Origin of the sequence: Pseudomonas sp. NBB, assembly GCF_032701105.1 — a bacterium.
GTDB lineage: Bacteria > Pseudomonadota > Gammaproteobacteria > Pseudomonadales > Pseudomonadaceae > Aquipseudomonas > Aquipseudomonas asiatica.
Genome location: NZ_CP103994.1, coordinates 3,761,414 through 3,773,613, shown reverse-complemented (window position 1 = coordinate 3,773,613; position 12,200 = coordinate 3,761,414). Strand labels below are relative to the sequence as shown.

Here is a 12,200-nt window from a genome sequence, read left to right as displayed (position 1 = left end):
AAATAAATTCGAGGTGAGTTGTGAGTAGCTCAATGGAGTGCTTGGTGAAGTTGCTGAAGCGCGATGTCGTGCTAGAGGATGAGGCTTCCATTGGTTTGGGTTTTGCTACTATACATACCGCTAAAGCTGAGCGAACGCTAGAAAACCTCAATCTAAAGAATTTTTTGTATTTAGTTGTTCAGGGTGAAGTAACTGTAGTTAGTAGGGCTGGGGCGAAAAAAATCATTCCTGGGGAATACTTTCTTTCATCATCTGTAATCAGTCTCGCAGAGCATGCTACGGTAATGGCACAGGAGGTTGAACATATTGGGATACGTTTTGATCTCCCTTTGGAAGTTATCTCCGGTGTATTGAGTGAGCTTGATGCTAATGTCACGGCGGTAAGCGAGGGGGGAACTCGTGCGGAGAATGTATTTGTATGCATGAGTTTGTTCTAAGAAACTTGAAGTTATGATGCGGTCTCAGCATCAACTATTCTTGCGTGATCAGTTTAGGAGGGAGTTGATTTATCACATCGCCTGATTAAAAGACGGTCGAGATTTTTTTGAGAGTATTACTAGAGTTGGAGGGTGGGGGAGGTCTATCAGATAAATGATTGGGTCAAACTAAACTATAAGTCCTCATTTGCTGTTGAAGATCTTGCAGTTCAGGCAAATATGAGCAGTTCAAGCCTGCACAGGAAATTCAAAGCAGCTATCGGGATGGGGCCTGTTCAGTGTCAAAAGCAATTGAGGTTGGTAGAGGCTAGGCGGCAGATGCTCAGTCTTGGAGCTACAGTAATCCAAGCGGCTATTGAAGTTGGCTACGAAAGTGTCTCTCAGTTTAGTAGGGGATATAAGTCTATGTTTGGAGTTTCGCCTAGCCAAGATGTGAAGTCGCATAAGGGTTCTGAGTAATCCTGGGCGTTGAATAATAGGATTGTGCAAGTAATTGAGCGGATAAGGTAGGCATCCTCAAGCCTCTCAGGGCATGGTTACTGCCGAACACTCACGACCTGGCGCGACGTTCATCTGCCAAGGGGATCGCGATGGAAGAGCTGGCCGAGCGCTCATTTGTGCTGGCAACGGGCGGATGCACCGTTAATGGGAGAAGCCTGGCGCAGCAGGTAGGAGTCGAGCTGGTCGATGTGACCATGACCGTGCGGGATTGGGCGAGTGCACTGGGGCTGGTGCGTGAAGGATTAGGGGTAACAGTGGTGCCACAGTCTTCCCTACCGCAAGATTTGAAGGGATTGCGTGCTATGCCCCTTAACCCCCCGATGTATAGGGAGTTTGGGTTGGTGGGTAGCTCGATATCGAAGGGCTCCCCGCTCGTCAGCGCGCTTTGGGCTTACTTTCAAGGAGAGACTGTTAAGTGACCTCCTGGCCGAAGTCAGAAGGCGAGACAATGTCTCGCCTTCTCGTCCTTGACTGATCTTAGCTTGCTTCCATTTGAGCGTTACTTGGCACCGGTTCGCTGTAGGTGTCTTCCTCAGGATCTACGTGACGTGCGGCAAAGATGAGTGCGCCAGAGATGAAGCATGGAAGGGCGCCGAACAACAGTGCTGCGCTTTTCCAGTCACCACCGTCGCTGAGTACGGCAGTCAGTCCGAGGCCTGCGATAATGGCACCAATTGGGCCCATTGCGTGGACGATGGCACTGCCAGTGCCTCGGATAGCCGTAGGGTAGCTTTCACCAATGAAGAAGAGTGCTGCTGCATATGGGCCGTTGAGGAAGAAGAGACCCAGGCTATACAAGCCGATCACTGTGTAAAGATCGCTTGGGCCATACAGCATTGCTGCAAAGGATACGCCGCCAAGCATCCAGCCCAGAGCCAGGGTGTTCCTACGACCCAGCTTGTCACCAATAAAGCCATGGGTCAGATAACCGATGTAGCCAACCACGTTGGACAGAACGAGAATAATGAGGGAGTTCTGGAACGAGATGTGGTGTACCTCGGTGAGAACAGTCGTACCAAGAACCCCGAATACTTGAATCGCCGCCCAGTTCAGCAGGAAGCCGCCACCTAGAACCAGAGTGGGGCGCAGCGAGGCCCCGCGGAAGGCTTCGCGAACACCGGCCCGAGCGTGCTGCTCGTAATCCAGGCCATGTTGCTTGGCTACTTTCCGGGCCTCGTTTTCATTGCCCGACTCTCGTAGGTTCTTGACATGCTTGTGGAGCAAGAACTGCGGGCTCTCTTTGAGCCTGCGAGTCATGAAGTAAATCAAGATGGCCGGGAAAGCTGCAAATATGAAGCACCCTTGCCAGCCAATCAGAGGGAGCAGTACCGCCGTAAGGCCTGCAGCTAGGAGTGCACCAATCGGCCAGCCGCCCTGTACGAGACTGTAAATGAATCCTTTGCGCTTGTTCAGCTTGGGGTCGTTCGCGGCTGAGTACAATTCATTCAAGTAGGTTGCATTCACGGTTTCCTCGGCATAGCCAAGACCGGAAAGCGACCGGATGATGACTAGAGGCCATTTGCCCATAGCACCGCCGAACGCAGTTAGAGCTGAGCAAATGGCAGCTCCCGCTACTGTGAACAACAACCCGCTCTTGCGGCCACCTCTGTCCAGAATCGGGCCAATCGCGAAGGCGATGAGCGCTGTGCCAGCAGCTGTAAGCGTCGCAATTTCTGCTTGCTCGGTCAGATCCCAGCCGTAGTGCGCTCCAATCTCAGGCATCAACGTACCGAAGAGAATGAAGTCGTATACCGCGAAGACCCAGGCAAAAAATGCAACGGTTGTCGCACGCTTGACGTCACTGGGAAGAATGGGTTCAAGCTTGAACTCGCTCGATCCCGTTGGTTTGTTTTGAGTAGCCATATTATTGAACCTCTGCACTGATTGTTTTTGTGGCAGAAATAAATAGTCGTCAAGCAAGTTCGTAAACGAAAACTTACTTGGACGACTATGTTTTTTATTGTTTAGGCTTATTAGTATTCAGTAGAGCCAGCTTCGGTTAAATCATATAATCCCCGCCGTTGGGATTTATAGACGCTCCTAGAAAGTAGGAGCCCTCGTCGGACGCCAACAAAACCGCGCAGGGGGCAATCTCGCCTACTTCAGCAATGCGCCCGATGGGAAGCTCAGCAATCTTCGCTTCTCTGAAGCTCGCTGGCAGGCTTCGGAAAAGCTCCGTATTGGTGGGGCCAGGGCAAATGGCGTTGACTGTGATTCCTTTGTCGCCTACTTCATAGGCTAGAGATCGAGTGAAACCGATCACGCCAGCCTTAGCTGCGACATAATGGGAAAGCTCCTTCGCGCCTTTGTGCGCAAGCTGCGAGGCGATGTTGATGATACGACCGCTTTTTCGCTCCAGCATGGCCGGCAAAACGGCACGTGAGCATAAGAAGACGCTTCGCAGGTTGATGAGCATCATCTTGTCCCACATGGCCGTAGGCATGTCGACGGTCAAGGACGCGGATTCGATACCTGCGTTGTTGACCAGGATGTCGATCTGGCCAAATTCGCTGATCACGTTTTCAACTGCCTCTTGTACTTGGTGTTCCTCACCCACGTCAGCAGATATCACAAAGCTTTTCACACCCAAGGCTGCTATCTGATCTGCAGTTGCCTGGGCATCAGCTGCCCGCAGGTCGAGAATGGCAACATCTGCACCGGCTTTTGCAAATTCAATTGCGATGGCTTGGCCGATCCCTCGTGCTCCACCCGTCACCAGCGCTTTTTTGCCGCTTAGTTTTCCCATGATCGCTACTCCACTTTCTGCAACCAGTTGACTTAATGGCTTTGGATGACCAAGCCGCCGTCGACAGTGATGGTTTGCCCGGTGAGATACCGTGCGTCGTGCGATGCCATGAAGGTGATAACGTCTGCCATTTCCTCCGGCTCGCCAACTCGTCCCAGAGGGATTGAGCTCGCTACCTTGTCGAGGCCGGCAGCTCCGAGAGAGTGAACTTCTGAGAGGGCCTGGGCGGTACGGATGAAGCCTGGCGCAATACCGTTCACTCGGATGTTGTAACGTCCCAGTTCCACAGCAAGGCCTCGCACCAAGCCCACTACGCCTGATTTGGCCGCTGAGTAGTGAACATGCTCGTCCCATCCGTATGCGACACCCATGATGGACGAGACTGCAACAACATTGCCTCCACCATTCTTCTTCATACCAGGGATGGCAGCTCTAACGATTCTGAAGACGCCCTTGAGGTCGATGTCGAATGTCAGATCCCATTTTTCATCGGTGAGGTCGTCCAGTGGCACCTTGTGGGCAATGCCTGCGTTGGCGACGATGGTGTCAATGCCGCCGTACTTTCGTTCGATTTCCGATACCAGTTGATCACATGCCCCAGTGTCGCGAACGTTAAGAGGGTGGTATTCAGCGGTACCCCCGCTTTCGCGGATCTGCGAAACTACTTCGCATCCCTGCGTTTCAAGAATGTCGGTAACGATTACGCGATAGCCTTTGGCTCCAAACGCTACTGCGGTGGCTCGTCCGATGCCAATGCCTGCTCCGGTAATGAGTACAACTTTAGGTGAGTTGGTATTGTTGTTCATTATGGGTTCCATGCAATCTAGGTTCTTCTTTTTTATCCTCAAACACCTAAGGTGGTGTCTTCGGCTGCACCGTTTTTCATGAGGCGGTCTCAAGCTTTAACGAAGGAGAAAAGCAATGCAATAGCTCAAAAAACAAACGATTCCACATCATGGACGCTTGGCTTGTGAGACCTGTAACGCTAAACGAGATGGCTATATGAGGTGGTTTTCTTACTTCTGATGTTAGTAATGGCTTGAAGCAGAGTGAGTATTTTTCTATGTAAATCATTCGGTTAGGGCGGAATGGGCTGCGACGCAGATCAACGGGAAGGGTGATCTTCATTGCGTTCCACAATGTGGACTCATTTGTGGGTGGCGGCTGTTGTCGGTATTCGATACGAGGGTTAAGGTTTTCTCACTGGAAAGCTCTAGCCGAACACGTTGCCTAAACTGGCAATTTCACCCCATAAAACGGTTCAAATCGTTTGGACGGGCTAGGGTTCGAATCTCCAGGAAGAGAAATCCCATTTGAGCTGCCGAATCTATCAACTCCAATAAAAAAGTAGGCCTTATGACTCAGCGAATTGTCGATCTCACCTTGACGCTCTCTGACAACATGCCAGCGCATAAGCTATTCCAGCGCCCAATTGTTGCTCCCCACCTTACGCATGAAAAATCGTTGGAGCTGGGCCTGGGTGTGCCTGAAGATCCAATGACGTTTGCGACGACTTTCATCAGCACCCTCGACCACATTGCAACTCACGTTGACGCTTTTTATCACACCAGTCCCAATGGGGCTCCGGTAGATGAAATGCCGTTGTCCATGTTCATGGGTAAAGCTGTGTGTTTCGATATGACCCATATCCCAGATCTGGGCGATATCGATGTTGCCGACCTTGAAGCGGCAGAAGATAAAGCGGGTGTGCGTGTGGATGGGCATATCGTTTTGCTCAATACAGGTCTTCACAAGCGGCATTATCCAGATATTAAGGTTGTTTGGACTAACCCTGGCCTCACTGCTGAGGCAACTCACTGGCTAGCCGATCGTGGCTCCAAGCTTCATGGGGTTGAAGGGCCGTCTACTGATAAGCCATCCCATAACCTGTTCCCAAGTCATCGCGTGTGCCGCGACCGTGGGATCACTCACTACGAGTGGCTGGTCAACCTTGAAGAACTCGTTGGTAAGGGTGAGTTCATGTTCTACGGGCCGCCCTTGAAGATTCAGAACGGTAGCGGCTCCCCAGTTCGAGCATGGGCTGTACTCGAGGAATAGACAGATTTACCGGTGCTAGGCGATGAGGTTTCATCGCCTTTTGTCAGACTAGGTGATGGTATGAACGATAAGGATCAGCGCATTCCGATTACCCTATTAACAGGGTTTCTGGGTGCAGGTAAAACCACGCTGGTTAACCGTATTCTCTCAAACTCCAACCAAGAGCGTGTGGCGGTAATCGTTAATGAGTTTGGCGAAATCGGAATTGACGGCGACCTTATAAGTCGCGCCTCTGAAGATATGCTAGAGCTTAGTAATGGCTGCATCTGCTGCTCCAGTAAAGATGATCTTATTGAGTCGCTGTACAAGCTTTACATGCGAAAGTCAGGGTTGATTGAGCCTAAAATTGACTTCGATAGGATTGTTATTGAAACGACCGGTTTGGCAAATCCGGCCCCGTTAGCACAGGCTTTCTACACCGATATGTCTCTCAGCTTGACCTACAGACTTGATGCTATCGTCACGCTTGTGGATGCCAAGCATGTTGGTCTACAGCTTAAAGACTGCTCAGAAGCGGAGCGTCAGATCGCGCTTGCCGACAAGGTGGTGCTCAACAAACGCGACTTGGTCACTGAAGTGGAATTCGACCAGGCGCTTGCCGCTGTCTCTCGCTTAAACCCCTTCGCTCCGAAGGAGTTCACATCTTTCAGTGAGATTGATGTAGACGCGCTACTGCGAAGCTCGTTCTTCGATCCAGCAGCCCAAAATGCTGATCTGAGTGAATGGCTCGGTGAGGTAAAGCAGGCCCCCCACGAGCATGACGGGCCATGCGGGGCCGATTGCCATGCCCGTCATTCCCATCACCACACAGACGTTTCCGCAATCAGCCTCCGTGACTCCAGGGAGGTCGACTACCAAGAGTTGATGAATTGCCTGTTGAGTTTGACCACTGATTATGGCGCAAACCTCTATCGCATCAAAGGCTTGGTCAGCTTCAGTGGCGTAGGGCGTCCTGTCGTTCTGCAGGGAGTTCAGAACGTGTTCAGTCCGCTTAGCTATGCGGACTCGTGGCCAGGAGGTATTGCGGAGACGCGCTTGGTGATTATTGGCAAGCACCTTGATCATCAGAAAATCAGACAGAGCTTCGAGGCTTGCATCGCTAAAGCGAAGCCAGTGCTGGATCGCGCTCTGGGAATGATCTGAATTGAATAGGCTTATTTAAGTATGTCATACCCATTTAAGTCGGCGCTGGAGCTCCGGGATGCCATCGTCAGCAAAGAGGTCTCGCCCGTCGAAGTGGTGACGGCCTCTATTGATCGTATGCAATCTCTGGAGCCGCTCCTCAACGCTTTTGTCACCCAGACACCAGAGCTTGCATTGAGTGCTGCTCGTGCTGCTGAGAAGGCTGTAATGCGTGGAGAAAGGTTTGGGGCTCTTCATGGCCTGCCTATCTCTGTGAAGGACTTGATCTCGGTCAGCGGTGTGAGGCAGACCTTTGGCTCAAGAGTAATGTCTGAAAATGTCGCGACGTCTGACGCACCTTCAGTGGAGCGAATCAAAGCTGCAGGTGCTTGCATCATTGGCATTACCACGACTAGCGAATTTGGATGCAAGGCGGTGGGGGACTCGCCTATGACCGGGATCACGCGGAACCCTTGGAACTTGGAAAAAACGCCAGGTGGTTCAAGCTGTGGAGCCGCGGCCAGCGTTGCAGCCGGCGTTACTCCGTTCGCGCTCGGTACCGATGGTGGTGGGTCGATTCGCACTCCTGCGTCGTTCACCGGCCTCGTTGGGGTAAAAGCTCAATTCGCGCGAGTGCCTGTATTCCCAACCTCCGCCACGCCAACCCTTGCCCACGTCGGCCCTCTGGCAAGAACCGTTCGTGACAGCGCTTTGCTCCTGGGCGTCTTATCAGGGTTCGATAGGCGCGATCCATACTCTCTGGCTGGTAATATCCCTGATTATCTCGCGGCTTGCGATGTGCCTGTGAAGGGGATGAAGGTCGCGTGGAGCCCCACGTTGGGAATAGCACAGCCGGATTCCGAAGTGTTGGCCGTGACAGAGCGTGCAGTAAGAATTCTGGAACGTTTAGGTTGCGAGGTGATTGAGCTGGAGGAGGGGATTGGATCTGACCCTGCCGAAATTTGGCTTTCTGAGTTTTACGCTGGTATCAGCACGCGATTGGCTGGAGCTATGAGGGATTCGCGAGATCTGCTAGATCCAGCCCTTGCTAAAGTCCTTGAGAAAGCCATGGCTCAGTCACTTCCCTCGTACTACGAGAAAGTATTTGCTCGCTACGCATTTAGGGAAAAAGTGAGCAAGACATTTGAGTCATTTGATTTACTGCTTTCCCCAGTGGTGCCAATCGCAGCTTGTGATGTCGGTGTCAATGTGCCAGCCCAGTTCGGTGATCGAAGCATCTGCACCTGGCAATATTACACCTATCCCTTTAACGTCACCGGGCAACCTGCGGCTTCTGTTCCAGCCGGGTTTACCAAGAGCGGACTGCCAATAGGTCTGCAGATGGTCGCTAAAGTGAACAGAGAGGTTGATATATTCCGAGCGGCAGCGGCGCTTGAGAACGACCAGAAGCTGTGGGAAATAGTGCCAAGTCAGTTTTCAAAGTAGTAATTAAAGGCCAGCCTATCCGTCGCTGACCTTTTTGTTGGTCGTCCTGGCTAGTGAGCTAGTCCGCCGGATTCATAGATCAGGTTCTGAATTATTCGAGATTCATGCTTCAGTAGTGCAAATATTTCTTGATGCTTTTCGGTCGATATGCTTTCACTGACTAGGGTCACACTGAGAGCGCAGAGTGGGGCGCCCTTGTGATCGTTCACGACTGTACCCACACCACAGAAATTTGGAATCAAGCTACTATCGTGTACTGCATAGCCAATATCTTGGGAATGGCGAATAATTTTCATAAGTTTGGGTGTTGATAACCCGCCATAGCGAAGGAGGCGCTTCGCATTCAGATCGCAGAGGCGGGAAATCTCTACATCAGGAAGGAGCATCATCAAGGCCAGGCTACCTGCACCGACGCCCAGGGGGCGGTGAACTCCGATTTCTATCACAGGGGCATCGATAGGCCTGAGGCCTTCGATCCGCTCTATGGAGATAGCATCACGGCCGCTTCTTATAGTAAGAAAAGCCATTTCACCGGTTGCATGAGCAATGCGGGCCATTGATGGGCGGCACAGCGTTTTTAGCTTGAACTGTGTAGCTGCTGTTAGACCTAGCTCAAATAATCCATGTCCAAGCAAATAATGGCGGCTTACCGGGTCTTGCATTACTAATCCCTCACGCACAAGGCAAGAGAGTATTCTATGAATAGTCGGTCGCTCTAGCTTTAGGAGCAATGAAAGATCTGAAAGCCTCAAACCCTGATCATTGTAAGAGGCAATTTCTCTAAGAATGCTAGCTGCTCGCTCAATGCTCTGAGTACCTGAGGGTTTTCCGCATGCTGGCTCAGCTGGCGGGAGTGAACTATTGACGATTTCGACCATAAAAGTACCCATTCAGTAGAGGGTAGTCTGAAAGCGGAAACCAGCGGCTACCTTCCTGGTACTTTGCCTTGTTTCCTGCTACACGCCGTTGGGGCGTGAAGCATCCAATAAGCAGTAAAAAGCAACTCCAGTTGCTTGAATAAGCTTGATTGGCAAGCTTTTTGTTGTTTTTAATGGCCGGCTCGGGTTTGTGAAAACACGATTCCACCATCAACATCCTTTCTACCAGTTGAAGCTGTTGAGGGCAAATGCTCGCGCCGTTCGGAAGCACGTTTTGTCGTTGTCAGGTAATCGCATGTAAAGCGATGAGAGAAAGTAGAGATCAGGTCTATCCATTGAGGAATCAAAGTAAACGATGGTGATCTCGTAGGTAGAGATTTCCGATACCTATTATAGAGTTCAGAGAGGTTTGTTGGGGGTGCCCATTCGGGTAAGATTGGCAAGTGGTATTCTGCCATTGGCATCCGAATCAAGTTTTCCGAAGCATTACAGGATCTTCTCCTGCTCAAGTCGCCTTAATTGAGCAGGCTCTTATAATTACAATATATGAGGTGCTTTGATGTGTGTTCCTGCGGGGCGACCTTCATTGGTTGTGACTTTTGACGAATTTAAGTCTCTCCACGTTCGGAGGGAATGCCAATGTTTCTTGGTTTGAATAGGATAATTAATCGTTTTGTTGTGGATAAAACGATGGCTCGCTTTAGAGAGCGAAATGTTCTATTGCAGAAGAAACTGTCTGAGTATGATGCTGAAATGGAGCGCCTAGCCAGGCTCATTGCTGCAGAGGCATCTATTTCTCAGCAATTAGAGTCTGAGTTACGGGTAGTCAGTAGAAAGATTTTGACAATTCATGGTTTCGCTACTCCATACTGCCAGTCGCCTCTGCGTAGAGGTGAGCTAAATGGCGTGTCACAGTCAAATATCAAGAATGTAAACCATCGGCCATTAATTCATGAGTGACTTTTCGCATGCTTGATAGTAATGCTCTGTTCTCAGAGCGCTTTCTCTTTAAAAAGTATGATGAGTGAGTCAATGAAATGTCGGATCTTTGGTCGAAGATGATTGGTTTTCGACCAGAGAGCATTGACTTCAATCGGAGAGGGTTCAAACTCTTGGAGAACAGTGACTAACTCCCCAGAATTGATAGCCAATTGAAATAGGCATTTAGGCATTTGGCAAAGGCCTAGGCCTTGCTTGGTAGCCGAGATCATGGCATCCGCGTCATCGAACTGAAAGGTAGGTGGTGGTGCATATTTGACTGCGCTTCCATCTACACTAAACTTCCAGGCAAGTGTGCTTCCACCTCGGTATCCAACTATTGCACGATGATCTTTGAGATCTTCGATCACTTCTGGAGCACCATGCCGCGCTATATAGTCCGGTGTGGCGCAGATCACCCAGCGCTGTGTTGCAAGCGTCCTTGCTACAAGGCCAGGAACGTCATCAACACTCCCTAAACGGATGGCGACATCAATTCCTTCTTCCGTGATGTCGTTGATTCGATCTGAAAAGGATAAGGTAAGCTGCAGCGCTGAATATTTACTCGCCATTTCAAGCAAAACCGGCAAGATCATCTGCTTTCCGAACGCTACGGGCATGTCCACGCGAAGGCGTCCAGCAGGCTCTCCAAATCGATTGCCGAATCCAGTCTCTGTCGCCTTTATCTCCTCAAGCGCGGATGACCAGACCGCCAAATAGGCCTCCCCATCGGCAGAAAGGGACAAGCGCCTAGTGGAGCGATAGAACAGGCTAGTACCCAATCTACCCTCAAGCCTTGCTATGGCCTTCCCTACAGCAGACTTGGTAATTCCCAACCTCTCCGCGGCCTCGGTAAACGTTGCCGAACGGGCCGTTACTAGAAAAATGCCTATCCCGCTGAAGGAGTCTTCGGAGGTCATAATCTCATCCGTTGTAGAATTTATGGATATCTAGCGACAAAATTTAGAAGGTTTATCGATCATGAATGCTACCTTAGCATAGGGAGCTGATGACAGGGTGAATAGGCTGATCGGTAGAGAAAGCTTCCGCAGCTACCTTTTGCCCAACTGATTTCGAGTGGTGAGAATATGAGTCAAAAGAAGCAGCTGCACCTTGCGGCCTTCATGCGTCCCGTGGCCATACACACAGGATCATGGCGTTACCCTGATGCTGCGGCTGATGCGAATTTCAACTTCCCATTGCTTCGTTCCCTGGCTCAGGCACTCGGAGCGGACGGATTGGTGCAAGTCGATGAGAAATTACGGGCAAAAGAAAGCCCGCTGCTAGGGATTCTCCGATCAAGTCAGCACAGGCCATCTGACCTGTGCTGAAATAGCCCTCCGTCCAACTGCCTTCTACAAGTCCGCCATCCCATGAGTCAGATGAGCTTTTCCGATTTCGAGTACGCCGGCAAGCGCAAGCAAACCCGTCGCGAGCGTTTCCTGGCCGAGATGGAACAGGTGGTTCCGTGGAGTGGACTGGTGGCGTTGATCGAGCCTCACTACCCAAAGGCTGGCGGTGGCCGCAAGCCTTATCCTCTGGAAACCATGCTGCGCATTCACCTGCTGCAGAATTGGTTCTCTTTGAGCGATCCCGCCATGGAAGAGGCGCTGTACGAGATCACTTCGATGCGCCAGTTCGCTCGTCTGACGCTCAGCGCTCCGATCCCCGAAGACACGACGATCATGAACTTCCGGCACCTGCTGGAGAAGCATCAGTTGGCAGCCGGCATTCTGGAAACCATCAACAATTACCTGCAAGACAAGGGCCTGTCGTTGCGCCAGGGCACCATTGTCGACGCTACCATCATCCACGCGCCCAGTTCGACCAAGAACAAGGAAGGCAAGCGCGATCCTGAAATGCATCAAACGAAGAAGGGCAACCAGTACTGTGTGTCACGAACACAGGTCGTATGACCTGTGATGCTGTACCGAAGATGGAAGTAGGCCTTCCGAAGTCGGCTTGCAGGAGCAGGCTTCAAACCACCCGGTGCTGCTGCATCCAAAAGGTGCGGTGGTGAGCGACCGAGGAAAA

At 51.2% G+C, this 12,200-nt stretch carries 12 protein-coding genes and 2 pseudogenes; 8 read left to right on the top strand and 6 right to left on the bottom strand.

The window, feature by feature from the left end:
- Positions 1–44 precede the first annotated feature (44 nt).
- The 3 genes from NY023_RS17670 to NY023_RS27770 all read left to right on the top strand — a co-directional run bounded on the left by NY023_RS17670 (position 45) and on the right by NY023_RS27770 (position 1,357).
- Positions 45–437 (top strand): hypothetical protein, encoded by a 393-nt coding sequence (locus NY023_RS17670; protein ID WP_044047103.1) that lies wholly within the window; start codon positions 45–47, stop codon positions 435–437.
- 219 nt (positions 438–656) lie between these two features.
- Positions 657–896, top strand: coding sequence for a helix-turn-helix domain-containing protein (locus NY023_RS27775; RefSeq protein ID WP_410479888.1), 240 nt, complete (start codon positions 657–659; stop codon positions 894–896).
- A 131-nt stretch (positions 897–1,027) separates the two neighbouring features.
- Positions 1,028–1,357, top strand: coding sequence for a LysR family transcriptional regulator substrate-binding protein (locus tag NY023_RS27770; protein ID WP_049798454.1), 330 nt, complete (start codon positions 1,028–1,030; stop codon positions 1,355–1,357).
- A 58-nt stretch (positions 1,358–1,415) separates the two neighbouring features.
- Here the strand turns inward: NY023_RS27770 and NY023_RS17665 are convergent, their stop codons facing one another.
- The 3 genes from NY023_RS17665 to NY023_RS17655 form a co-directional block, all read right to left on the bottom strand.
- Positions 1,416–2,801 carry an MFS transporter gene (locus NY023_RS17665; RefSeq protein WP_013973242.1) on the bottom strand — a complete coding sequence of 462 codons (1,386 nt, stop codon included), beginning with the start codon at positions 2,799–2,801 and terminating at the stop codon, positions 1,416–1,418.
- A gap of 136 nt (positions 2,802–2,937) precedes the next feature.
- Entirely contained in the window at positions 2,938–3,684 is a 747-nt protein-coding gene (locus tag NY023_RS17660; RefSeq protein WP_044047102.1) for an SDR family NAD(P)-dependent oxidoreductase, read from the bottom strand.
- A 32-nt stretch (positions 3,685–3,716) separates the two neighbouring features.
- On the bottom strand, positions 3,717–4,490 hold the full coding sequence (locus NY023_RS17655; protein ID WP_044047101.1) for an SDR family NAD(P)-dependent oxidoreductase: 774 nt from the start codon (positions 4,488–4,490) through the stop codon (positions 3,717–3,719).
- 550 nt (positions 4,491–5,040) lie between these two features.
- On the opposite strand from NY023_RS17655, the gene NY023_RS17650 reads away from it, so the two are divergent.
- From NY023_RS17650 to NY023_RS17640, 3 genes are read left to right on the top strand one after another with little or no spacing between them, the layout of a single operon-like run.
- Entirely contained in the window at positions 5,041–5,742 is a 702-nt protein-coding gene (locus NY023_RS17650; RefSeq protein ID WP_044047100.1) for a cyclase family protein, read from the top strand.
- Between the two features lie 60 nt (positions 5,743–5,802).
- Positions 5,803–6,885 (top strand): CobW family GTP-binding protein, encoded by a 1,083-nt coding sequence (locus NY023_RS17645; RefSeq protein WP_013973239.1) that lies wholly within the window; start codon positions 5,803–5,805, stop codon positions 6,883–6,885.
- Positions 6,886–6,906: 21 nt separating this feature from the next.
- The gene (locus tag NY023_RS17640; RefSeq protein ID WP_013973238.1) at positions 6,907–8,310 is read left to right on the top strand and encodes an amidase; all 1,404 of its coding nucleotides are present in this window, start codon (positions 6,907–6,909) and stop codon (positions 8,308–8,310) included.
- 50 nt (positions 8,311–8,360) lie between these two features.
- Here the strand turns inward: NY023_RS17640 and NY023_RS17635 are convergent, their stop codons facing one another.
- Both NY023_RS17635 and NY023_RS27765 read right to left on the bottom strand, forming a co-directional pair.
- Positions 8,361–8,972 carry an IclR family transcriptional regulator gene (locus NY023_RS17635; RefSeq protein WP_238531252.1) on the bottom strand — a complete coding sequence of 204 codons (612 nt, stop codon included), beginning with the start codon at positions 8,970–8,972 and terminating at the stop codon, positions 8,361–8,363.
- 48 nt (positions 8,973–9,020) lie between these two features.
- Positions 9,021–9,188 (bottom strand): annotated as a pseudogene (locus tag NY023_RS27765) (hypothetical protein); the annotation flags it as partial.
- Between the two features lie 639 nt (positions 9,189–9,827).
- Between NY023_RS27765 and NY023_RS17630 the strand changes: the two are divergent.
- Complete coding sequence (locus NY023_RS17630; protein WP_148265659.1) at positions 9,828–10,148, top strand: hypothetical protein; 321 nt, start codon at positions 9,828–9,830, stop codon at positions 10,146–10,148.
- A gap of 32 nt (positions 10,149–10,180) precedes the next feature.
- Here NY023_RS17630 and NY023_RS17625 read toward each other — a convergent pair whose 3' ends face one another.
- Positions 10,181–11,086, bottom strand: a complete 906-nt coding sequence (locus NY023_RS17625; RefSeq protein WP_044047099.1) for a LysR family transcriptional regulator — start codon at positions 11,084–11,086, stop codon at positions 10,181–10,183.
- Positions 11,087–11,539: 453 nt separating this feature from the next.
- Between NY023_RS17625 and NY023_RS17620 the strand changes: the two are divergent.
- Positions 11,540–12,055, top strand: a pseudogene (locus NY023_RS17620) (IS5-like element IS2000 family transposase); the annotation flags it as partial.
- Positions 12,056–12,200 lie beyond the last annotated feature (145 nt).

Bases quoted from the DNA above. Each gene is read 5' to 3' on its own strand.
- NY023_RS27775 (WP_410479888.1), top strand. From the start codon at position 657: ATGAGCAGTTCAAGCCTGCACAGGAAATTCAAAGCAGCTATCGGGATG.
- NY023_RS27770 (WP_049798454.1), top strand. From the start codon at position 1,028: ATGGAAGAGCTGGCCGAGCGCTCATTTGTGCTGGCAACGGGCGGATGC.
- NY023_RS17665 (WP_013973242.1), bottom strand. From the start codon at position 2,801: ATGGCTACTCAAAACAAACCAACGGGATCGAGCGAGTTCAAGCTTGAA.
- NY023_RS17660 (WP_044047102.1), bottom strand. From the start codon at position 3,684: ATGGGAAAACTAAGCGGCAAAAAAGCGCTGGTGACGGGTGGAGCACGA.
- NY023_RS17655 (WP_044047101.1), bottom strand. From the start codon at position 4,490: ATGAACAACAATACCAACTCACCTAAAGTTGTACTCATTACCGGAGCA.
- NY023_RS17650 (WP_044047100.1), top strand. From the start codon at position 5,041: ATGACTCAGCGAATTGTCGATCTCACCTTGACGCTCTCTGACAACATG.
- NY023_RS17645 (WP_013973239.1), top strand. From the start codon at position 5,803: ATGAACGATAAGGATCAGCGCATTCCGATTACCCTATTAACAGGGTTT.
- NY023_RS17640 (WP_013973238.1), top strand. From the start codon at position 6,907: ATGTCATACCCATTTAAGTCGGCGCTGGAGCTCCGGGATGCCATCGTC.
- NY023_RS17635 (WP_238531252.1), bottom strand. From the start codon at position 8,972: ATGCAAGACCCGGTAAGCCGCCATTATTTGCTTGGACATGGATTATTT.
- NY023_RS17630 (WP_148265659.1), top strand. From the start codon at position 9,828: ATGTTTCTTGGTTTGAATAGGATAATTAATCGTTTTGTTGTGGATAAA.
- NY023_RS17625 (WP_044047099.1), bottom strand. From the start codon at position 11,086: ATGACCTCCGAAGACTCCTTCAGCGGGATAGGCATTTTTCTAGTAACG.